The organism is Streptomyces roseofulvus (assembly GCF_039534915.1).
GTDB classification, from domain to species: Bacteria; Actinomycetota; Actinomycetes; order Streptomycetales; family Streptomycetaceae; genus Streptomyces; species Streptomyces roseofulvus.
The window spans coordinates 5068735-5089250 of sequence record NZ_BAAAWE010000001.1; the positions used below are offsets into that span (position 1 = coordinate 5068735).

The following is a 20516-nucleotide window of genomic DNA, read 5'->3' on the forward strand; positions in this document are numbered from 1 at the left end:
ACGACTCATGAACGGGTCTTTAACTGACATCTACGCGCGTTACGATCGCCGCAAAGCCAGCGCCGGAAGAGGCGCTTTCGGTCAGTCTTGAAGGGACCCTCCTCTTGCGCCGGATCACCAGGATCACCACCGTGGGCATCGCCTCCGCGGCGCTCGCGCTCTCCGCGACCGCCTGTGGCAAGTCGTCCTCCGACGGCGGCTCCGACTCCGACTCGAAGGCCACCAAGGCCGCCATCGCGTACGACATCGGCGGCCGTGGCGACCAGTCCTTCAACGACGCCGCCTACGCGGGCCTGAAGAAGGCCGAGGACGACCTGGGCGTCAAGGGCGCCGAGGCCGAGCCGTCGTCCGGTGAGGGCGACGCCGACAAGGTGCAGCGCCTCACCTCGCTGGCCCGCGCCGGCAACAACCCGGTCATCGGCGTCGGCTTCGCCTACGCCCCGGCCATCGAGAAGGTCGCCAAGCAGTTCCCGGACACGACCTTCGGCATCATCGACGACACCTCGGTGACTGGCAAGAACATCGCCAACCTCGTCTTCAACGAGGAGCAGGGCTCCTACCTGGCCGGCGTCGCCGCCGCCAAGGCGTCCAAGTCCGGCACGGTCGGCTTCATCGGCGGTGTCGAGGTCCCGCTGATCAAGAAGTTCGAGGCCGGCTACGTCCAGGGCGTCAAGGACACCAACCCCAAGGCGAAGGTGCTCACCCAGTACCTGACCCAGCCGCCGAACTTCGACGGCTTCGCCAAGCCCGACCTGGGCAAGGCCGCCGCCGAGGGCCAGCTCGACAAGGGCGCCGACGTGATCTACGCCGCCGCCGGTCTCGCCGGCTCCGGTGCGATCGAGGCCGCGTCCAAGGCCGGCAAGTGGTCCATCGGCGTCGACTCCGACCAGTACAACCAGGCGGGTCTCGCCGAGTACAAGGACTCGATCCTGACCTCGGTCACCAAGGACGTCTCCGACTCGGTCTACAACCTGATCAAGTCGGTCAAGGACGGCAAGCCGCAGACCGGTGAGGTCCGCTACGGTCTCGCCACGGACGGCGTCGGCCTGGCCGACTCCAACCCGAAGTACAAGTCGATGGCCGACCTCATCGCCGCCGTCGAGAAGGCGAAGAAGGACATCGTCGACGGCAAGATCACGGTCAAGACCGCTCCGTAAGGCGCGCAGCTCACGACCTTCTGCCCGCGGGCCCGGCCCCGGTGGGACTCCCACCGGACCGGGCCCCGGCCCCATTCCCGTACGGGTTTTCACTTTTCGGCAGCGCTACGCGTGTAGATGTCGCACTGGCACGATAACTTCGCCCCGCCCTGCCCTCCGCTCCCACTCCTTTCGGCCAAGGAGAGTGCGTCATCAACGCGTCCAGCCCCCCCGCCGTGGAACTCCACGGCATCACCAAGCGCTTCCCCGGCGTCGTCGCCAACAAGGACATCGCGATCACCGTCCGCAAGGGCACGGTCCATGCCCTCATCGGTGAGAACGGTGCCGGCAAGTCGACCCTCATGAAGATCCTCTACGGCATGCAGAAGCCGGACGAGGGCACCATCGCCATCGACGGGGAGCAGGTCTCCTTCTCCAGCCCCGGCGACGCGATCGCGCGCGGCATCGGCATGGTGCACCAGCACTTCATGCTCGCCGACAACCTCACCGTCCTGGAGAACGTCGTCCTCGGCGGCGAGAAGCTGTACGGCATCGGTGCCAAGGCCCGCAAGAAGATCCAGGAGATCTCCGACGCGTACGGCCTCGGCGTCCGCCCCGACGCCCTCGTCGAGGACCTCGGCGTCGCCGACCGCCAGCGCGTCGAGATCCTGAAGGTCCTCTACCGCGGCGCGAAGATCCTCATCCTCGACGAGCCGACCGCCGTCCTGGTCCCGCAGGAGGTCGACGCGCTCTTCGACAACCTGCGCGAGCTCAAGGCCGAGGGCCTGACCGTCATCTTCATCTCGCACAAGCTGGGCGAGGTCCTGAAGGTCGCCGACGACATCACCGTCATCCGGCGCGGCACCACCGTCGGCACCGCCGACCCCAAGACGGCCACCACCAAGCAGCTCGCCGAGCTCATGGTCGGCAGCGAGCTGCCCTCCCCGGAGACCCGCGAGTCGACCGTCACCGACGTCGCCATGCTCCAGGTGCGGGGCCTGACCCTGCTGGAGGGCGGCGCCGCCGGAGCCCCGCTGACCACCGCCGCCCCCGCGGACCCGTCGAGCACGACGGTCGTCCAGGAGGTCGCGGCCGGCCGCAAGCTGCTCGACGACATCTCGCTCACCATCCACAAGGGCGAGATCCTGGGCATCGCCGGCGTCGAGGGCAACGGCCAGACCGAGCTCATCGAGGCCCTGATGGGCATGGCCACCCCCGACGCGGGCGTCATCACGCTCGACGGCGAGGACATCTCCCGGGTGTCGGTGCGCAAGCGCCGCGAGGGCGGCATCGGCTACATCCCCGAGGACCGGCACCGCCACGGCCTGCTCCTGGAGGCCCCCCTCTGGGAGAACCGCATCCTCGGCCACGTCACCGAGGCGCCCAACTCCAAGCGCGGCATCCTCGACCCGAAGGCCGCCCGCAAGGACACCGAGCGGATCGTCCGCGAGTACGACGTCCGCACCCCGGGCATCGACGTGACCGCGGCCTCCCTCTCCGGCGGCAACCAGCAGAAGCTGATCGTCGGCCGCGAGATGAGCCACAACCCCAAGTTCCTGATCGCCGCCCACCCCACCCGCGGTGTGGACGTCGGCGCGCAGGCGCAGATCTGGGACGCGATCCGCGACGCCCGCCGCGAAGGCCTGGCGGTGCTGCTGATCTCCGCCGACCTCGACGAGCTGATCGGCCTCTCCGACACCCTCCGGGTCATGTACCGCGGCAAGCTCGTCGCGGACGCCGACCCCGCCACCATCACGCCCGAGGAGCTGGGCTCCGCCATGACCGGCGCGGCCACCGGCCACCTCGAAGGCACCGAGCAGTCCGAAGACGGTGACGCCCGATGATGAAATTCGACAAGGACAAGCTGATCATCGGGGCCGCCGGCCCGGTGCTCGCGCTGGTCTCCTCGTTCGTGCTCACCATGCTGGTGCTGCTCGCGACGGGCCTCGACCCGATCGAGCCGATCACCCTGATGATCGACAACGCCGGCTACTCGGACATCCAGGTCCTGATCGTCAACCAGACGGGGATCTACTACCTGGCAGCCCTGGCCGTTGCCATCGGCTTCCGGATGAACCTCTTCAACATCGGCGTCGACGGCCAGTACCGTCTCGCCGCGATGGTCTCGGCCGTGGTCGGCGCCTCGGTCGAGCTGCCGGGCCCGCTGCACATCCTGCTGATCGTGGTCGTCGCGATCCTCACCGGCGCCTTCTGGGCCGGCATCGCCGGCATCCTGAAGACCACCCGCGGGGTCTCCGAGGTCGTCTCGACGATCATGCTCAACGCCATCGCGACCTCGCTGATCGCCTGGCTGATCCTGCCGAAGAACCTCGGCGTCCAGCCCGAGGGCTCCAACGACCTGACGACCGGCAAGATCGCCGAGTCCGGCTGGTTCCCCGGCATCGACATGGGCCAGGGCAACGGCGAGATCTACGGCTTCACCTTCGTCGCCCTCGCCCTCGGCGTCGTCTACTGGTTCGTCCTCAACCGCACCAGGTTCGGCTTCGACCTGCGCGCCACCGGCGAGAGCGAGTCCGCGGCCCAGGCCAGCGGCGTCGACGCCAAGAAGATGATTCTCACCTCGATGCTCATCTCGGGTGGTCTGGCCGGTCTCTCCGGCATGCCCACGCTGCTCGGCGACACCCACACGTACAGCCTGTCGTTCCCCGTCGGCGTCGGCTTCACCGCCATCACCATCGCGCTGCTCGGCCGGAACAACCCGGTCGGCATCCTCTTCGCCGCGCTGCTCTTCGCGTTCCTCGACAAGGCGTCCTCGTCGCTCGACGTCGAGGGCTACCCGAAGGAGATCACGCAGATCATGCAGGGCATCATCGTGATCGCCGTGGTCGTCTCCTACGAGCTCGTCCGCCGTTACGGCACCCGCCGCCAGCAGCAGAAGGTCGGCGAGGAGCTGGCCGCCGGCGGCGCCATCAAGACCGACAAGGAGGTCTCGGCATGAGCACCGGTACCGTCGCCAAGCCGAGCGCCGCTCCCAAGAAGACCGGGCGCCGCAAGCTCACCTGGCCCTGGATCCTGCTGATCGTCGCGGCCGGCCTCGTCCTCTTCTCCCTCGTCCGCGTCGTCTCCGGCGCCGACGACCTGACCTCCGTCGGCCAGGTGTCCGGCGCGCTGCGGCTCGCCGTCCCGATCGGCATGGCCGGTCTCGGCGGTCTGTGGGCCGAGCGCGCGGGCGTGGTCAACATCGGCCTCGAAGGCATGATGATCCTGGGCACCTGGTTCGGTGCCTGGGCCGGCTACCAGTGGGGCCCCTGGGTGGGCGTCCTGCTCGGTCTGCTCGGCGGCGCGCTCGGCGGCCTGCTGCACGCGATCATCACCGTCACGTTCAACGTGAACCACATCGTCTCCGGTGTGGCGATCAACATCCTCGCGGCCGGCTTCACGATGTACCTCTCGAACTTCACGTTCGCGGAGGCCGAGGGCGGCTCCTCCAAGCAGTCCCCGCGCATCGACCCGATCACCGACATCACCATCCCGGGTCTGTCGGACTGGCTGGCCGACCTCCAGCAGAAGCACTGGTTCCTGGTCTCCGACATCGCCGGCATCCTCGGTGGCCTGGTGACCGACCTGTCGCTGCTGACCGTCGTCGCGATCCTGCTGATCCCGGCCACCTGGTGGGTGCTGTGGCGCACGGCCTTCGGCCTGCGGCTCCGCTCCTGCGGTGAGAACCCGGTCGCCGCCGAGTCCCTCGGCGTCAACGTCTACAAGTACAAGTACATCGCGGTCGTCGTCTCCGGCGCCCTCGCCGGCCTCGGCGGCGCGTTCCTGGCGATCGTCTCCACCGGCATCTACCAGGAGGGCCAGACCGGCGGACGCGGTTACATCGGTCTCGCCGCGATGATCTTCGGCAACTGGATGCCCGGCGGCATGGCGCTCGGCGCCGGCCTCTTCGGCTTCACCGACAGCCTCAAGATCCGCGGCGGCTCCGAGAACGTCCACGCACTGCTGCTGCTCGTCGCGATCCTGCTGGTGCTGGCCGCCGCCTGGCAGCTGTACAAGAAGAAGTACGTGCCCGCCGTGGTCTCCGCCGTCTTCGCGGCCGGGTTCTTCGTCTGGTACGCGCTCACCGACCAGGTCCCGAGCCAGTTCGTGGACGCGGCCCCGTACATCACCACCCTGCTCGTGCTGGCCCTGTCCGCACAGCGGTTGAGGATGCCGAAGGCGGACGGCCTGCCGTACCGGAAGGGACAGGGCAAGTGACCGCCCTGTCCGAGGCCGACTGGGAGGCCCTGCGGGTCACGGCCCGGGAAGCGATGTCCCGCGCCTACGCCCCGTACTCGGGCTTCCCGGTCGGGGCCGCCGCCCTCGTCGACGACGGGCGGACGGTCTCCGGCTGCAACGTGGAGAACGCCTCCTTCGGAATCGGCCTCTGCGCCGAGTGCGGCCTGGTCTCCCAGCTCCAGGCCACCGGCGGCGGCCGGCTCACCCACTTCGTCTGCGTGGACGGCCGGGGCGAGTCGCTCGTGCCGTGCGGGCGCTGCCGGCAGCTCCTGTACGAGTTCGGCGGCCCCGACCTCGTCCTGGAGACGCCCGCCGGGTTCCTCACCCTGGCGGAGATGCTGCCGCAGGCGTTCGGCCCGGACCACCTCGCCAAGTAGCACACCGGAGCGGCCCTTCCGGCACGATGGAAGGGCCGCTCCTTCCGTTCCCCCTCTATGCGCGTAGAAAGAGGCACCACGACATGGACGTCATCTCCGTCATCCGCACCAAGCGGGACAAGGGCGAGCTGAGCCCCGAGCAGATCGACTGGGTCATCGACGCCTACACCCGCGGCGCGGTCGCCGACGAGCAGATGTCCGCCCTGGCGATGGCCATCCTGCTCAACGGCATGAACCGCGACGAGATCGCCCGCTGGACGGCGGCCATGATCGCCTCCGGCGAGCGCATGAACTTCGACGCGCTCTCCCGCCCCACCGCCGACAAGCACTCCACCGGCGGAGTCGGCGACAAGATCACCCTCCCGCTCGCCCCGCTCGTCGCCGCCTGCGGCGCGGCCGTCCCGCAGCTCTCCGGCCGCGGCCTCGGCCACACCGGCGGCACCCTCGACAAGCTGGAGTCCATCCCCGGCTGGCGCGCGCTGCTCTCCAACGAGGAGATGCTGCACGTCCTCGACACCACGGGCGCGGTCATCTGCGCGGCCGGCGACGGCCTCGCCCCCGCCGACAAGAAGCTGTACGCGCTCCGCGACGTGACGGGCACGGTCGAGGCGATCCCGCTCATCGCCAGCTCCATCATGTCCAAGAAGATCGCCGAGGGCACCGGCTCCCTGGTCCTGGACGTCAAGGTCGGCACCGGCGCCTTCATGAAGACCATCGAGGACGCCCGCGAGCTGGCCTCCACCATGGTCGCGCTCGGCACCGACAGCGGCGTGAAGACCGTCGCGCTCCTCACCGACATGTCGACCCCGCTCGGCCTCACCGCGGGCAACGCCCTGGAGGTCCGCGAGTCGGTCGAGGTCCTGGCCGGCGGCGGCCCGCAGGACGTCGTCGACCTGACGATCGCCCTCGCCGCCGAGATGCTGGCCGCGGCCGGCATCAAGGACGCCGACCCGGCGAAGGCCCTCAAGGACGGCTCCGCGATGGACGTCTGGCGCCGGATGATCGCGGCGCAGGGCGGCGACCCGGACGCCACCCTCCCGGTCGCCCGCGAGCAGCACGTCGTCACGGCCCCCTCGTCGGGCGTCCTGACCCGCCTCGACGCGTACGACATCGGCATCGCCGCCTGGCGCCTCGGCGCGGGCCGCGCCCGCAAGGAGGACCCGGTGCAGGCCGGCGCCGGCGTCGAGCTGCACGCCAAGCCCGGCGACACGGTGACGGCGGGCCAGCCGCTGCTCACCCTCCACACGGACACCCCGGAGAAGTTCGACTACGCCCTGAAGTCCCTGGACGCCGCCTGGGACATCGCCCCCGAGGGCACGGACTTCACCCCGAACCCGATCGTCCTGGACCGCATCGCGTAACGGCTCTGGCATGTGCCACTGACACCTTCGGGTGAACGGGGCCGGTGGACCTCCGCCGGTCCCGTTCGGCATGCTGGGATCGGTGACGACCGAATGAGGAGCACCCCATGAGCGCACTCGCCGCCGAGTCCCACGACGCGGGCAACGGCTGGGAGGACCTGGTCCGTCGCTGGGAGTCGATGGACCGGCCCGAGGGCTGCAAGGTGGAGATCATCGAGGGGATCATCACCGTGGCACCCACGCCATCCGCCCGGCACAACAGCATCGCCTACCGGGTTCTGCGACGGCTCGCCGCCGTCATCCCGGAGGACTGGGGCGTCTACCAGACGCAGTCCGTCTCGATCCCGAGCCGCATGAGCGCCTTCATTCCTGATCTCCTCGTGGCTCCGTTGGCCGAACTGGACGGACCCGGTCACCTCATCCCCGCCACGGCGGCCGAGCTCGTCGTCGAAGTCACCTCTCCGTCGAACGCGAGCACCGACCGGATCACGAAGGCCGCTGTCTACGCGGAAGCCGGAGTCCCGCTCTACCTCCTCATCGACCGCCACGCGCCCGGCGGCCCCACCGTCACCCTCTACGGGCAGCCCACGGGCGATGTCTACCGCGTCCTGAGCGCTGCCCCGTTCGGCGAGAAGATCCCTCTTCCCGCCCCCTTCGACCTCACCCTCGACACCGCGGAGTTCCCCTCCGCGTGAGCTCGCCGCGATGAGTTCCGGCCCCCCGGCCGGTCATCCCCTCGTGGACACCAGTCAGCCGCTCGTCGTGACCCTGCCCGCTCGGCCGACCCGTGAGGAGGTCGCCCGGCTCTGCGCCGCGCTCGCCGCGGCGCCCCCCGGCGACGTGCGCTGCCGGATCCACCCGGAGGCGTACGGCCTCCCGGCCGTCGACGCCCTGGCCCGGCTCGCGCTCACGGCCCGCCGCCACGGCCACCGGCTGACCCTCGACGGAGCAGGACCCGAACTCACCGCCCTGCTCCGCCTCACCGGCATCGACCAGGTGCTCTAGGCGTCCAGCCGCTCCGGCAGGTCGAAGAGCGGGAACCAGCGCGGGGTGTCCAGGAAGAAGTCCATCCCGGCGACCTTGCCGTCCCGCAGCTCCAGGACGATCAGCGCCCAGGGGCTGTAACCGCCCTCCGGGTCCGGGTGGTAGTGCGCGAAGGCCGGCGAGCCGTTGGCCACCGTCGGCACCAGCTTCGAGCCGCGGCAGACGTCGCCGACGCCCAGCATCCAGCCCACGATGTCGTCGTGGCCCTGGAGCCAGAGGTCGAACGGCGGCATGGACATGGTCGCGTCCTCGTGCAGGAGCGCGGTCAGCGCCTGCATGTCGTAGCCCTCGAACGCGGCCACGTACCGCTCGAGCAGCGCCTGCTGCTCCTCGTCCAGCGGGTTCGCCGCGTCGGACTCGGCCGGCGCCTGCTCGGCGATGGTCGCCCGGGCCCGCTGGAGCGCGCTGTTCACCGAGGCGACCGAGGTGTCGAGCAGCTCGGCGACCTCGGCGGCCTTCCACGCCAGCACCTCGCGCAGGATCAGCACCGCGCGCTGCTTCGGCGCCAGGTGCTGGAGCGCGGCGACGAAGGCGAGCCGCACGGTCTCCCGGTGCAACGCCGCCTCCGCCGGGTCGCCGGCGGTGGGCAGCACCCGCCCGTCCGGGATCGGCTCCAGCCAGGTGATCTCCGGCTGCTTCACGAGCTGCGCCTGCGCGACGGGCGTCGGCCCGGACAGGTCCATGGGCCGCGCCCGCCTGTTCCCCGCGTTCAGCGCGTCCAGGCAGACGTTGGTGGCGATCCGGTAGAGCCAGGACCGCAGCGACGAACGGCCCTCGAAGGAGTCGAGCGCCTTCCAGGCCCGCACCATCGTGTCCTGCACCGCGTCCTCGGCCTCGAAGGAGGAACCGAGCATCCGGTAGCAGTAGCCGGTCAGTTCACGCCGGTACTTGTCGAGTTCATCGGTCGTCACCACGGCGGTCTCGCCCATCGTGTCCCCACTCACCCCTCACCGGCACCCGTTCGGTGCCGGTGAGAGCGAAGCTACCGCAGCGCACCGACAGCCGGGGTCAGGTTCCCGGCTTGCGTCCGTACACGTAGACGTCGTCGCCGTTGCGCAGCAGGTTCCAGTACGCCTTGGCGTCGGCCGAGCGCATGTTGACGCAGCCGCCCGAACCCGGCGGGTTCCACATCGACTTGGTCGTGGAGTGGAACGCCTGCCCGCCGTCGAAGAACTGCGCGTACGGCATCGACACGTGGTAGAGCGTCGACCAGTGGTTGATGTTCCGCCAGTAGATCTTCTTCAGGCCGGTCCGGGTCTCGGTGCCGTCCTTGCCGGTGCGCACCGGTACCGGGCCGTACTTGAGGCGCGAGCCGTCCTGGATCCAGCTGAGCTGGCGGGTGAGGTCCACGCACGCGATCCGGCCCTTGTTGGTCGGACACTTGCCGGCCTTGTTCGGGTTGGTCCCGGCCGCCTTCTGCTGGATCATCGTGTTCATCGTGCGCCAGGTGACCGGGCCGGCGTAGCCCATGGTGGGCGTGATGCCGTGCTTGCGCTGGAACGCCTGGATCGCCTGGCAGTCGCCGAGCGACTGGCGCCCGTCGACGGTGCGGCCGAGGAACTTCTCGACCTGCTTCTGGTATGGGCCCGTCGTCACGTTGCACGACGCGGCCTGGGCCGGCGCGGCGCCCACCACGAGGGCCGCGGGAACGAGCAGCGAGGTGAGGCCGGCGGCTATGCCGGCTCTCTTCCCCACCCGTCGCCTGAATCCGTTCATGATCGTCAACTCCCCCTTGAGTCCTGCTCTTTGGGACGAGCGGGGGAGGGGTCCGGTTGCACCGCACCCGGATCCGTGACAGGACGGTCACACAGGCGTGCTCAGGCCGTCACCGGACGGATCCGCCGTGCCTCGACGCGCGCGCTGTGCGACCCGTACAGGGTGATCGAGACGACGCCGACCACCGCCACCAGACCGATCCCGACGGTCCCGGCCCAGCCGCCCGCGTGGAAGGCGATCGCGCCGAGCGTGCCGCCCGCGCTGGATCCCAGGTAGTACGCGGACTGGTAGAGCGCGGACGCCTGCGCCCGCCCGGTCTTCGCCGTCCGGCTCACGGAGGAGGACGCCACCGCGTGGCCCGCGAAGAAGCCGGCCGTGATCAGGACCAGGCCCGCGAGCACCGCCGCCAGGGCCTCGGAAAGCGAGAGCAGCAGGCCCGCGGTGGTGGTGGAGACCGCCAGGTAGAGCGCCCCGCGCCGGCCCAGCCGGCCGACCAGCCTCCCGGCCGCCGCCGAGGAGACCGTACCGACCAGGTAGACCAGGAAGATCGAGCCGATCACGCCCTGCGGCAGCGAGAAGGGCGCCTCCGCCAGCCGGTAGCCGATCACCGTGTACACGGCGCCGAAGACCGTCATGAACAGCGCGCCGATCCCGTACAGACGCATCAGCAGCGGATCCGCCAGGTGCCCCCGCACGGTGGCGGACAGCGCCTTCGGGTTCAGGGTGGCGGGCGTGAAGTGACGGGCCTTCGGCAGCAGCGCCCGGAAGGCGAGCGCGCACAGCAGCGACGTCAGGCCGACGGCGGCGAGCCCCGCCCGCCAGCCCCACAGCTGCGCCACCCAGCCGGTGACGATCCGGCCGCTCATGCCGCCGATCGAGTTGCCCGCGACGAAGAGGCCGATGGCGCCGATCAGCGCCCGGGGCCGCACCTCCTCGGCCAGGTACGCCATCGCCGAGGCCGGCAGCCCGGCCAGGGCCGCGCCCTGCACCGCCCGCAGCGCGATCAGCGCCTCCAGACTCGGCGCGAAGGGCACCAGGAGCGACACGCCCACCGCGACCGAGAGGGAGGCGGTCATCATCGTGCGGCGGCCGAAGCGCTCCGACAGCGCGCTGAGCGGCAGCACGCACAGGGCGAGCGCGCCGGTCGCGGCGGAGACGGTCCAGGACGCGGCCGAGGCGGTGGCGCCGAACTCGGCGGAGATCACCGGGAGGAGGGCCTGGGTGGAGTAGAGGAGGGCGAAGGCGGCCAGTCCGGCGGCGAAGAGCGCGAGGCTCATCCGGCGGTGGCCGGGGGTGCCGGGGGCGAGGCGGGTGTCGGCGGACGCGGGTGTGGCGTCCGCCTTGGTACTGGCGGAAGGCATGCCACGAACGTAGGCCGACCACGATTCATGCGTCCAATGCACGGATCTGCTGTAATCGTTCCCGTGGCGCATGAGTACAGGTCACAGCCCCGGCTGTCACCGAACAGTAACGAAGAAGACATGGGGCTGCTGCTCGCCCCGCGGCTCGCGTACTTCGCCGCGGTCGCCCGGCACGAGCACGTGACCAGGGCGGCGGCCGAGATGGGCGTGCCGCAGTCGACGCTCTCCCGGGCGATGGTCCGGCTCGAAGCGGACCTCGGCGTCGCCCTGTTCGCCCGGCGCGGCCGGACCGTCGCGCTCACCCCGGCGGGCCGCCGCTTCCTGACCGCCGCCGAGCGGGCCCTCGCCGAGGTCGAGCGGGCCGCCGACACGGTACGGGCCGACGCCGACCCCACGGCCGGGCGGGTCGCCTTCGGCTTCCTGCACACCATGGGCTCGGAGACCGTGCCCGCGCTGATCCGGGCCTTCCGGGTCGACCACCCCAAGGTCCGCTTCACCCTCGTCCAGAACTACGGCGAGGCGATGATCGAACGGCTCCGCGCCGGCGAGCTGGACCTCTGCCTGACCTCACCGGTGCCGGACGCCCCCGACCTGGTCGGCCGCCGCGTCGACGAGCAGCGGCTGCGGCTCGTCGTCCCCGACGACCACCGGCTGGCCGGCCGCCGCCGGATCCGGCTCGCCGAGGCCGCCGAGGAGACCTTCGTGACCCTCGAACCGGGGTACGGGCTCCGCCGCATCACCGACGACCTGTGCGCGGAGGCCGGCTTCACGCCCCGGGTCGCCTTCGAGGGCGAGGAGGCCGAGACCCTGCGCGGCCTGGTCGCGGCCGGGCTCGGGGTGGCGCTGCTGCCGCCGCCGGCGGTGGCCCGCCCCGGAGTGGTCGAACTGACCGTGACGGCCCCGCGCGCGGTCCGCGAGATCGGCGTGGCCTGGCTGGACGGCCATCCGGACACGCCCCCGGTGGCCGCCTTCAAGAAGTTCCTGCTGAGCCGCCGCGGCCACCTCCTCCCGAAGGAGTCGCGGCCCCCGCAGGAGGAGTAGTCAGCGCCGGCGCGCGCCGGTTCCGAACCCCGCCGCCAGCGGCATCCGCAGGCCGATCGGGGGCGGGGCCGCCATCGCGTCGGTCAGCGGGCGGGTGACCGGGCGGGCGAAGAGCGCGCCGAGCACGAAGTCGGCGGCGAGCGCCCGCACCTCGTCGGCGTACTGGCGCAGTCCGTGCCCGTCCGTGTGCACCTCGAAGCGGCAGGTCTCCCGGTTCGCCTTCTTGGCGCGGGCCGCGAACCGGAAGGACAGCTCGGGGTCGGTGCGGGCGTCGTTGGTGCCGTGCACGATGAGCACCCGCCGCCCCACCAGCTGCCGTACCGGCTCGGGTTCGGCGGCCATGTCGTCCTCGGGCAGCCAGGGCGCGAGCGCCAGGACCGCGCCGACCGCCGGATGCCCGGCCGCCCGCAGGGCCGCCCGGGCGCCCATGCCGTGGCCGATCAGACAGACCGGGACGTCGCCGTAGCGGCGTACCGCCTCGGCGACCGCCCAGGAGGCGTCGGCCGCGAGCTCGGCGTCGGTGCCGTTCCAGCCGCGCCCCCGATAGCGCACGACCTGGGCGACCAGCCCCTCCGACCGCCCCGCGCGGGCGAGTTCGCGCCCCATCGGCAGGGCGGCGGCGTGCGCCCTGGCCGAGGCCCGGCGCCCCGACACCGGGTCCCCGTCCGGCAGGAGCAGCGCCACGCCGCCCACCGCCGCCACGGACCGTGAAACCCCGACAGGCCGACCGAGCCGGGGTCTCCGGCCGTCGGCAGTCCCCACGAGTGCGTACTGCGCCATGACAGAACAGTCTCAGAAGCCGAGGTGTACGGCAGTCGTACGCGCGGTCTCTGTTACGTATCGTCCGGTGAGCGAACGCCCGTACCGTCTACGCCCGTTCGAAGCAGTGGACGGCGCCGACGGGGACGAAGCCGCGCCGCTCGTACCAGTGGCGCGGCCAGTCGTCGGCCAGTGCCGACAGGAAGACCGTCGTGCACCCGGCGTCGGCCGCCCGGCGCAGCGCCGTGTCCAGGACCACCCCCGCGTGTCCCTGCCGCAGGTGGGAGGCGGCCGTCACCAGGTCCTCGATCTGAGCCGTCCCGGAGGCGGGGTCCAGATACAGGTCGGCCCAGGCGGCCACCTCGCCCCACTCGTCGTGGGAGGCGAGGAAGCGCACGTCGGCGGCGCCGCGTCGGCGGGCCGCCCGCCGCTCGACCAGGGCCCGGATCACGTCGTCGTCCGCCTCCGGCAGGAACCGGCGCCAGCTCTCCGCGAGCGGCCCGCGCAGGGCCGGGAGGTCCACCTCCCGTGCGCCGCCGAGCTCCGGGACCGGGCCGCGGTGGCACATCAGGAGCACCTTGGCGCAGTCGTAGCCGGCGCGGGTCAGCGGCTCGGCGCAGGCCGCGGCGGTGGCCTCGTCGAGCACGTACACCGCCCGGTGCGGGAGGTGCGCCAGCAGTTCCTCCGTGCGGGCGGGCAGGGCGTCGGGATCGGTGGGGCCGTCGACCAGGACGTGGTTGTCACCGCGCGAGAGCGCGTAGGCGTCGTCGAGGGCCGCGAAGCCGCCGGGGAAGTCGACCGTCCGGGCCGCCTGCCGGCGGGTGAAGGCGGACACGAAGGCGTGGACGCGCCGGAGTTCGGTGGAGGCGGGGGCGGTGCTCATACGGCCAGCGTAGGCGGCAGCCGTCCCGCGCCGCACCGGAAAATCCCGCCCCTCCCGGTGCCGACAAGGCGCGTTCTACGCGCGTAGGGGCTAGAGTGCGGCAATGACGAGCCAGACATCCCACGACCCCACCGCGGACCAGATCCGCCGTGCCCCGAAGGTGCTGCTCCACGACCACCTCGACGGCGGCCTGCGCCCCGGCACGATCATCGAACTCGCCCGCGAGCAGGGTTACTCGAAGCTGCCCGAGACCGAACCCGACAAGCTCGGCATCTGGTTCCGCGAGGCCGCCGACTCCGGCTCGCTGGAGCGGTACCTGGAGACCTTCGCGCACACCTGTGCCGTCATGCAGACCCGCGAGGCGCTCTTCCGGGTCGCCGCCGAGTGTGCCGTGGACCTCGCCGAGGACGGCGTCGTCTACGCCGAGGTGCGGTACGCCCCCGAGCAGCACCTGGAGGCCGGGCTCACCCTGGAGCAGGTGGTCGAGGCGGTCAACGAGGGCTTCCGGGAGGGCGAGCGGCGGGCCCGCGCCGCCGGGCACCGGATCCGGGTCGGCGCCCTGCTCACCGCCATGCGGCACGCGGCCCGCGCCCTGGAGATCGCGGAGCTCGCCAACCGCTACCGGGACGACGGCGTCGTCGGCTTCGACATCGCGGGCGCGGAGGCCGGCTACCCGCCCACCCGTCACCTCGACGCCTTCGAGTACCTCAAGCGGGAGAACAACCACTTCACCATCCACGCCGGCGAGGCGTTCGGGCTGCCCTCCATCTGGCAGGCCCTCCAGTGGTGCGGCGCGGACCGGCTCGGCCACGGCGTCCGGATCATCGACGACATCGAGGTCGGCGACGACGGCGAGGTGCGGCTCGGCCGGCTCGCGGCCTACGTCCGCGACAAGCGGATCCCGCTGGAGATGTGTCCCACCTCCAACCTCCAGACGGGCGCCGCCGCCTCGTACGCGGAGCACCCCATCGGGCTGCTCCGCAGGCTCCACTTCCGGGCCACGGTGAACACCGACAACCGGCTCATGAGCGGCACCAGCATGAGCCGGGAATTCGAGCTCCTGGTCGACGCCTTCGACTACACGCTCGACGATCTCCAGTGGTTCACGGTCAATGCGATGAAATCAGCGTTCATTCCTTTCGATGAACGACTTGCGATGATCAATGACGTGATCAAGCCCGGATATGCCGAACTGAAGTCCGAGTGGCTTTTCCGTCAGACCGCCACGACCAGCGCTTCTTCCGTCCGGGACGACTGAGGAAAAGGGCGGTCAGGGCGCCGGGGCCGCCGGGGGAATGCGACACCCGGCGGTCATCCGGTGTTTGCGGAGCGAGGGCGGGGCGGTTAGTTTGCGGAGCTCCTGCATGTCCGGATTCCCCTCTTCCGGATTTCTTTCCTGACGCCCGAAGCTCAGCTCCCCAAGTCAAGGATGATTTTCAGATGAAGCAGTCTGCCGCCAAGAAGCTCGGTGTCGCCGCTCTCGGCGCCGCTTTCGCCGCTGCCGCCGCCGGCACGGCCTCCGCGGCCCCGCTCCCGGCGCTCGACGGCGTCGACGCGCTGGGCTCCGTGACCCAGCTCGCCCCGCTCGGCGACGGTCTCACCACGCTCCCCGACGGCGCCGGCGAGTCCCTCGCCGCGGGCCAGGGCGCCCTCGGCCAGGGCCTCGACCAGGGCGTCAAGACCCTCCCCGAGGCGGCCGGGCAGGCCACCCAGAACCTGCCGACCGACGCCGCCACCGGCGCCCTCGGCGCCACCCCGCTCGGCGCGGCCACCGGCCTCCTCGGCGGCCTGCCGCTGGGCGCCGGCGGCCTGCCGATCGGCTGACCCGCTCCACACGCCGAAGGGGCGCGCACCCGGATCACCCGGGTCCGCGCCCCTTCGGCGTGCTCACGCCCCGCCCGTCACCGGGCCGCGCTCGCCTCCGCCGGTCACCAGGCCGCGCTCGCCTTCGTCCGCGACTCGCTCGGCAGCAGCAGCCAGAGCGCCAGGTAGAGCAGGAACTGCGGGCCGGGCAGCAGGCACGAGGCCAGGAAGATCACCCGCATCGTCAGGGCGGAGGTGCCGAAGCGCCGGGCGAGCGCCGCGCACACCCCGCCGATCATCCGGCCTTCACGGGGGCGGACAAGTGCGGCCATGGTGGGCTCCTTCGTCGGTTCGGGAGGCCACTTCCGTCGGGCTCCCGATGACTCCATGGTGCCGGGGCGGCCGCCCCTTCGACGTCGGTCTACCGGGCGATCGGAACCCTGGGAATCCTCGGGGTACGACCCTGATCCGCCTCGTTCCCGATCACGACCCGGGCCCGGCTCCGGCTACCGCCCGCGGAGGAGGACCGGCGGCGGCGCAGCCGCGCCCGCGCGGCCGGCACCACCAGGAGGTGCGCCAGCGCCACCCCCAGGGTGTTCAGCAGCACCGAGTCCACGTCCACGACCTGCCCGGGCACCGCCGTCTGCAACAGCTCCAGGGCCAGCGACACCAGCGCCCCCGCCGCCGTCGTCCGGGTCAGCGAACCCCACCGGGACACGTCCAGGCGCCCGTCGCACATCGGCAGCAGCACCCCGAGCGGGGCGAGCAGCAGCAGTCCCTCGGCGATCAGCCGGGCCGCCTCGCCGGGCCCCAGCGCCAGATCGGCCCGCAGCCCGGCCAGCGGCACCGTGTTCGGGGCGGTCACCCAGGCCACGTCCCGTGGGAGCAGTCCGCCCCAGGCGACGAGCAGCAGATGCGCGACCAGGAGCACGAACCCGGTCACGCGGACGACCACGGCGGCGTTCCCGCCCGAACCTTGACGCTGCACGCCCCCCAAGACGCGGCCCGCGCCGGGAACGGTTCCGGTTCAGCCCGCCGGGGTCGCCGGCGCGGACGGCGCCGGGGCCGTCGGCGGCGCCGACTCCGGGCGCTCCCGCAGCTCCGTCGTACAGCGGTAGCGCTTCGGCGGGTACGCCCCCGGGCCCGCCAGCAGCACGGTGTGCCCGCCCGCGCCCGCCGAGCTCCCCGCGAAGGTGCACACCAGCTGCGACAGGGCCGCCGGCGCCAGGTCCTCCGGCTGCCGGCTGAGCCGCAGCGTGCCCTCCGGATCGCCGGCCCGGCCGCCCGCCACCGACAGCGGAGCCCGTACCGCCGTGGTGAAACCGGCCTGCCGCTCCGTCTCCGACGGCTCCGCGAGGAGCTGCGCGAGCAGCGCCGACGCGGTCCGCACCGGATCGCCGCTCGCCTTGTCCTCCGGCTGCGGCGACCTGCGGTCCACCGGCTCCAGCTGCGACCCGCACACCAGGAACGCCCGCACCGGCACCCCCTGGGCCGGCGACGACGCCTCCGGCACGTTGCACGGCACCCGCGACGGGGCCGCGCCCGCGTCCACCGGCACCGACGTCGTCCGGATCCCGCAGCCCGTGGCCAGCAGGGCGAGGGCCACCATCGCCGCCGTACGCAGCCTCACGCGTCCTCCCCCTTGCCCTGCCGGGAACCGGTGCCCAGCGCGCGGGCGACCGCCGACGCGTCCCGGGGCAGCCGCAGCACGAACACGGCGCCGTCCACGGCACCGTCCTCGCCCGTCGAGTTGGCGGCGGCGATCGTCCCGCCGTGGATCAGCGCGTTCTCCATGGCGATCGACAGGCCGAGGCCGGAGCCGTCCGACCGGGGCCGCTGGGCGCTCGCCTTGTAGAAGCGGTCGAAGACGTGCGGCAGCACCTCCTCGGGGATGCCGGGACCGTGGTCCCGCACCGCGACGACCAGCTCCTCCCCGTCGGGCCCGTCCTCGGTGCGGACCGAGACCCGCACCGGCGAACCGCCGTGCTTCAGCGCGTTCCCGATCAGGTTGGCCAGGATCACGTCGAGACGGCGCGGGTCGAGCCGGCACACCACACCGCGCTCCGCGTCCAGCTCCACCGCGTCCAGCCAGGCCCGCGCGTCGATGCACGCGGTGATCTGGTCGGCGATGTCCACGTCGTCCAGGACCAGCCGGGCGGTGCCCGCGTCGAAGCGGGTCACCTCCATCAGGTTCTCCACCAGGTTGTTGAGCCGCCGGGTCTCGCTCACCACGAGCGCCACCGCCGGAGCGATCATCGGGTCCAGGGCGTCCTGCTCGTCCTCCAGGACCTCGGTCACCGCGGTCAGCGCGGTCAGCGGCGTCCGCAGCTCGTGCGACATGTCGGCGACGAACCGCCGGGAGGACTCCTCCCGGGCGCTCATGTCCGCCACCTTCTTCTGCAGGTTCTCCGCCGCGCTGTTGAAGGTCCGTGACAGATCGGAGAGTTCGTCCGCGCCGGAGACCCGCAGCCGGGTGTCCAGCTTGCCCTCGCCGAGCTGTCGGGCCGCCTCGCCGAGCCGCCGCACCGGCCGCAGCACGGTCGTCGCCGCCACCTGCGCGAGCAGCACGGACCCGATCACCGCGAGCCCGGTGGCGATCCCCAGCGACCAGCCCAGCGAGTTGAGGTCCGCCTTCTCCGCCGCCAGCGACTTGAACATGTAGCCGGCGGGCCCGCCGCCGTCGATCCGCGTCCCGCCGACCAGGTACGGCGTCCCGTTCCGCTCGGTCCGCTGCCAGAACAGGTGGTACGGGTACGGGTTCGCGTCCGTCACCGGACGCCGGGTGTCCACCGCCTCCCGCAGCGACGTCGGCACGTCGGTCAGCGTGAACACGTCCGGGTCCGAGGCGCCCACGATCGGCTTCCCCGCGGCCCGCTCGCCGAGCAGCAGCACCTGGTAGCCCGCGCCGTTCGCGGTCATCTCCTCGGAGACGCGCCGCAGGTCGTCCTGGGTCGGCCGGAGCGGCAGCGTCGCCACCCGGTTCTGCATCTCCGACCGGAAGTCGTTCAGCGCGCTGTCCTGGGTCCGCTTGAGCACCGCCTCGCGGTTCAGCCAGTACGCGATCCCCGACGCCGACACCGCCGCGGTCAGCGCCACCAGCGCGAACACCACGACCAGCCGCAGGCGCAGGCTGGACAGCCGCAGCCGGGCGAGAAGGCCCTTGTTCCCCTTCGTCACGCGGGGACGTCCAGCCGGTAACCGACGCCCCGCACCGTGCGGATCAGGGTCGGCGAGGACGGCACGTCCTCCACCTTCGCCCGCAGCCGCTGCACACAGGCGTCCACCAGACGCGAGTCGCCCAGGTAGTCGTGCTCCCACACCAGCCGCAGCAACTGCTGCCGGGACAGCGCCTGTCCGGGCCGCCGGCTCAGTTCGAGCAGCAGCCGCAGCTCGGTCGGGGTCAGCTGGAGGTCGAGGCCGTTCTTCGTCACGGTCATCGCCGCCCGGTCGATGACCAGCGAACCGAAGGTCGCCGAGTCCGTCGACTCCCGCTCGCCGCGCCGCAGCACGGCCCGGATCCGGGCGTCGAGCACCCGTCCCTGCACCGGCTTCACCACGTAGTCGTCGGCGCCCGACTCCAGGCCCACCACCACGTCGATGTCGTCGCTGCGGGCCGTCAGCAGGATGATCGGCAGCTGGTCGGTGCGGCGGATCCGCCGGCACACCTCGAAACCGTCGATGCCGGGCAGCATGACGTCGAGCACGACCAGGTCGGGCCGCTGCTCCTTGAGCAACTGCAGGCCGTCCTCGCCCGACGCGGCGGTGGCCACCCGGTGGCCCTGCCGGGACAGGGAGAGTTCGAGGGCCGTGCGGATGGCGTCGTCGTCCTCGATCAGCAACAGAAAAGGCACGGAGGTCATTCTGGCTCATGTGCCGTCGGAGATCGACCGCCCGGAGGCGCGCTTCCGAACCGGGCCCTGTGACACGTCTGTGACAGTCGGCGGACAACGCCATGATGTCCGCCGGGCAAGCTTCTTGGCACACGGACCGAGACACAGACTCCGACCGACAAGGGGGCGCGAGATGAACGCACTGCACAGCACCACCTCCAGCGCAGTCGTCACACGTCTCCACGACGTCGTGCGGAGCACCGAGAAGTCCGGGGGTGTGAACGGACGGGGGTGCGTTCGCACCGTCGGGCGTCAGCGCAAGGCGCCGTACATGGTCGCCGTCGCTGACGGGGGAGCGGCGTACGGGGAGGCCACGGGGGAGCGTTCCTGTTCGGAGGCCGAGTTCACGGCCTACGTCCAGGAGCGCCGGGCCTCCCTGTACGCCACCGCCTACCACCTGACCGGTGACCGTTTCGAGGCCGAGGACCTGCTCCAGAGCGCGCTGTTCTCCACGTACCGCGCCTGGGACCGGATCAGCGACAAGGCCGCCGTCGGCGGTTACCTGCGCCGCACGATGACCAATCTGCACATCAGCGCCTGGCGCCGGCGCAAGGTCAGCGAGTACCCGACCGAGGAGCTGCCGGAGACGGTCGGCGAGACGGACGCGATGCGCGGCACCGAGCTGCGCGCGGTGCTGTGGCAGGCGCTGGCCCGCCTGCCCGAGCTCCAGCGGACCATGCTGGTGCTGCGCTATTACGAGGGCCGGACCGATCCGGAGATCGCGGAGATCCTGGACATCAGTGTCGGCACGGTGAAGTCGAGCATCTGGCGCTCGCTGCGGCGACTGCGCGAGGACGAGGTGCTGAGCTTCGGCCGTGACGAGGAGGAGTCCTTCGGCGAGCTCGTCGCCTGAGGATCACGGGGGAACACGGGGGAGCACCACGGGGGACGGCCTCAGGGGGGATC

At 71.8% G+C, this 20516-nt stretch carries 22 protein-coding genes; 12 read left to right on the forward strand and 10 right to left on the reverse strand.

What is annotated here, in order from left to right:
- Positions 1-104 precede the first annotated feature (104 nt).
- From ABFY03_RS23545 to ABFY03_RS23580, 8 genes are all read left to right on the forward strand, one after another.
- The gene (locus ABFY03_RS23545) at positions 105-1157 is read left to right on the forward strand and encodes a BMP family lipoprotein (RefSeq protein ID WP_346170780.1); all 1053 of its coding nucleotides are present in this window, start codon (positions 105-107) and stop codon (positions 1155-1157) included.
- Between the two features lie 215 nt (positions 1158-1372).
- Positions 1373-2980, forward strand: coding sequence for an ABC transporter ATP-binding protein (locus tag ABFY03_RS23550; RefSeq protein ID WP_319010084.1), 1608 nt, complete (start codon positions 1373-1375; stop codon positions 2978-2980).
- Entirely contained in the window at positions 2977-4095 is a 1119-nt protein-coding gene (locus ABFY03_RS23555) for an ABC transporter permease (protein ID WP_319010083.1), read from the forward strand. Before ABFY03_RS23550 ends, ABFY03_RS23555 begins: the two co-directional genes overlap by 4 nt.
- Entirely contained in the window at positions 4092-5354 is a 1263-nt protein-coding gene (locus ABFY03_RS23560; RefSeq protein WP_346170781.1) for an ABC transporter permease, read from the forward strand. The genes ABFY03_RS23555 and ABFY03_RS23560 overlap by 4 nt, the downstream gene beginning before the upstream one ends.
- Positions 5351-5752 carry a cytidine deaminase gene (locus ABFY03_RS23565; RefSeq protein ID WP_319010081.1) on the forward strand — a complete coding sequence of 134 codons (402 nt, stop codon included), beginning with the start codon at positions 5351-5353 and terminating at the stop codon, positions 5750-5752. Before ABFY03_RS23560 ends, ABFY03_RS23565 begins: the two co-directional genes overlap by 4 nt.
- 83 nt (positions 5753-5835) lie before the next feature.
- Positions 5836-7113, forward strand: a complete 1278-nt coding sequence (locus ABFY03_RS23570) for a thymidine phosphorylase (protein WP_319010080.1) — start codon at positions 5836-5838, stop codon at positions 7111-7113.
- Between the two features lie 107 nt (positions 7114-7220).
- Complete coding sequence (locus ABFY03_RS23575; protein WP_346170782.1) at positions 7221-7808, forward strand: Uma2 family endonuclease; 588 nt, start codon at positions 7221-7223, stop codon at positions 7806-7808.
- 43 nt (positions 7809-7851) lie between these two features.
- A complete protein-coding gene (locus ABFY03_RS23580) occupies positions 7852-8118 on the forward strand; it encodes an STAS domain-containing protein (RefSeq protein ID WP_319010078.1) in 267 nt (88 codons plus the stop codon).
- On the opposite strand, the gene ABFY03_RS23585 is transcribed toward ABFY03_RS23580, so the two are convergent.
- The 3 genes from ABFY03_RS23585 to ABFY03_RS23595 form a co-directional block, all read right to left on the reverse strand.
- A complete protein-coding gene (locus tag ABFY03_RS23585; RefSeq protein WP_319010077.1) occupies positions 8115-9086 on the reverse strand; it encodes a sigma-70 family RNA polymerase sigma factor in 972 nt (323 codons plus the stop codon). The genes ABFY03_RS23580 and ABFY03_RS23585 overlap by 4 nt on opposite strands.
- Positions 9087-9165: 79 nt before the next feature.
- Entirely contained in the window at positions 9166-9873 is a 708-nt protein-coding gene (locus tag ABFY03_RS23590) for a L,D-transpeptidase family protein (protein ID WP_319010076.1), read from the reverse strand.
- A gap of 101 nt (positions 9874-9974) precedes the next feature.
- On the reverse strand, positions 9975-11234 hold the full coding sequence (locus ABFY03_RS23595) for an MFS transporter (RefSeq protein ID WP_346170783.1): 1260 nt from the start codon (positions 11232-11234) through the stop codon (positions 9975-9977).
- Positions 11235-11297: 63 nt separating this feature from the next.
- On the opposite strand from ABFY03_RS23595, the gene ABFY03_RS23600 reads away from it, so the two are divergent.
- Positions 11298-12275 carry a LysR family transcriptional regulator gene (locus ABFY03_RS23600; RefSeq protein WP_346170784.1) on the forward strand — a complete coding sequence of 326 codons (978 nt, stop codon included), beginning with the start codon at positions 11298-11300 and terminating at the stop codon, positions 12273-12275.
- Here the strand turns inward: ABFY03_RS23600 and ABFY03_RS23605 are convergent, their stop codons facing one another.
- Both ABFY03_RS23605 and ABFY03_RS23610 read right to left on the reverse strand, forming a co-directional pair.
- Positions 12276-13055: an alpha/beta hydrolase gene (locus ABFY03_RS23605; RefSeq protein ID WP_319010073.1), complete on the reverse strand. Its 780-nt coding sequence runs from the start codon at positions 13053-13055 to the stop codon at positions 12276-12278.
- Positions 13056-13143: 88 nt separating this feature from the next.
- The gene (locus ABFY03_RS23610) at positions 13144-13917 is read right to left on the reverse strand and encodes a GNAT family N-acetyltransferase (RefSeq protein WP_346170785.1); all 774 of its coding nucleotides are present in this window, start codon (positions 13915-13917) and stop codon (positions 13144-13146) included.
- A 103-nt stretch (positions 13918-14020) separates the two neighbouring features.
- Between ABFY03_RS23610 and ABFY03_RS23615 the strand changes: the two genes are divergently transcribed.
- Both ABFY03_RS23615 and ABFY03_RS23620 read left to right on the forward strand, forming a co-directional pair.
- A complete protein-coding gene (locus ABFY03_RS23615; RefSeq protein WP_319010071.1) occupies positions 14021-15175 on the forward strand; it encodes an adenosine deaminase in 1155 nt (384 codons plus the stop codon).
- A 182-nt stretch (positions 15176-15357) separates the two neighbouring features.
- Positions 15358-15741: a hypothetical protein gene (locus ABFY03_RS23620; RefSeq protein WP_031009192.1), complete on the forward strand. Its 384-nt coding sequence runs from the start codon at positions 15358-15360 to the stop codon at positions 15739-15741.
- 104 nt (positions 15742-15845) lie between these two features.
- Here ABFY03_RS23620 and ABFY03_RS23625 read toward each other — a convergent pair whose 3' ends face one another.
- The 5 genes from ABFY03_RS23625 to afsQ1 all read right to left on the reverse strand — a co-directional run bounded on the left by ABFY03_RS23625 (position 15846) and on the right by afsQ1 (position 19571).
- Entirely contained in the window at positions 15846-16052 is a 207-nt protein-coding gene (locus ABFY03_RS23625) for a PspC domain-containing protein (protein WP_319010070.1), read from the reverse strand.
- Positions 16053-16141: 89 nt separating this feature from the next.
- Positions 16142-16708, reverse strand: a complete 567-nt coding sequence (locus ABFY03_RS23630) for a VanZ family protein (RefSeq protein WP_319010069.1) — start codon at positions 16706-16708, stop codon at positions 16142-16144.
- Between the two features lie 39 nt (positions 16709-16747).
- Positions 16748-17350: a hypothetical protein gene (locus tag ABFY03_RS23635; protein WP_319010068.1), complete on the reverse strand. Its 603-nt coding sequence runs from the start codon at positions 17348-17350 to the stop codon at positions 16748-16750.
- A complete protein-coding gene (locus tag ABFY03_RS23640; RefSeq protein ID WP_346170786.1) occupies positions 17347-18897 on the reverse strand; it encodes an ATP-binding protein in 1551 nt (516 codons plus the stop codon). Before ABFY03_RS23640 ends, ABFY03_RS23635 begins: the two co-directional genes overlap by 4 nt.
- Positions 18894-19571, reverse strand: coding sequence for a two-component system response regulator AfsQ1 (gene afsQ1, locus ABFY03_RS23645; protein WP_031009200.1), 678 nt, complete (start codon positions 19569-19571; stop codon positions 18894-18896). The genes ABFY03_RS23640 and afsQ1 overlap by 4 nt, the downstream gene beginning before the upstream one ends.
- 172 nt (positions 19572-19743) lie before the next feature.
- Here afsQ1 and ABFY03_RS23650 point away from each other — a divergent pair, with 172 nt between their 5' ends.
- Positions 19744-20463: a SigE family RNA polymerase sigma factor gene (locus ABFY03_RS23650; RefSeq protein WP_030496877.1), complete on the forward strand. Its 720-nt coding sequence runs from the start codon at positions 19744-19746 to the stop codon at positions 20461-20463.
- The last annotated feature ends 53 nt before the right edge of the window (positions 20464-20516 follow it).

Bases quoted from the DNA above. Each gene is read 5' to 3' on its own strand.
- ABFY03_RS23555 (WP_319010083.1), top strand. From the start codon at position 2,977: ATGATGAAATTCGACAAGGACAAGCTGATCATCGGGGCCGCCGGCCCG.
- ABFY03_RS23560 (WP_346170781.1), top strand. From the start codon at position 4,092: ATGAGCACCGGTACCGTCGCCAAGCCGAGCGCCGCTCCCAAGAAGACC.
- ABFY03_RS23570 (WP_319010080.1), top strand. From the start codon at position 5,836: ATGGACGTCATCTCCGTCATCCGCACCAAGCGGGACAAGGGCGAGCTG.
- ABFY03_RS23575 (WP_346170782.1), top strand. From the start codon at position 7,221: ATGAGCGCACTCGCCGCCGAGTCCCACGACGCGGGCAACGGCTGGGAG.
- ABFY03_RS23585 (WP_319010077.1), bottom strand. From the start codon at position 9,086: ATGGGCGAGACCGCCGTGGTGACGACCGATGAACTCGACAAGTACCGG.
- ABFY03_RS23590 (WP_319010076.1), bottom strand. From the start codon at position 9,873: ATGAACGGATTCAGGCGACGGGTGGGGAAGAGAGCCGGCATAGCCGCC.
- ABFY03_RS23595 (WP_346170783.1), bottom strand. From the start codon at position 11,234: ATGCCTTCCGCCAGTACCAAGGCGGACGCCACACCCGCGTCCGCCGAC.
- ABFY03_RS23605 (WP_319010073.1), bottom strand. From the start codon at position 13,055: ATGGCGCAGTACGCACTCGTGGGGACTGCCGACGGCCGGAGACCCCGG.
- ABFY03_RS23610 (WP_346170785.1), bottom strand. From the start codon at position 13,917: ATGAGCACCGCCCCCGCCTCCACCGAACTCCGGCGCGTCCACGCCTTC.
- ABFY03_RS23615 (WP_319010071.1), top strand. From the start codon at position 14,021: ATGACGAGCCAGACATCCCACGACCCCACCGCGGACCAGATCCGCCGT.
- ABFY03_RS23620 (WP_031009192.1), top strand. From the start codon at position 15,358: ATGAAGCAGTCTGCCGCCAAGAAGCTCGGTGTCGCCGCTCTCGGCGCC.
- ABFY03_RS23625 (WP_319010070.1), bottom strand. From the start codon at position 16,052: ATGGCCGCACTTGTCCGCCCCCGTGAAGGCCGGATGATCGGCGGGGTG.
- ABFY03_RS23650 (WP_030496877.1), top strand. From the start codon at position 19,744: ATGAACGCACTGCACAGCACCACCTCCAGCGCAGTCGTCACACGTCTC.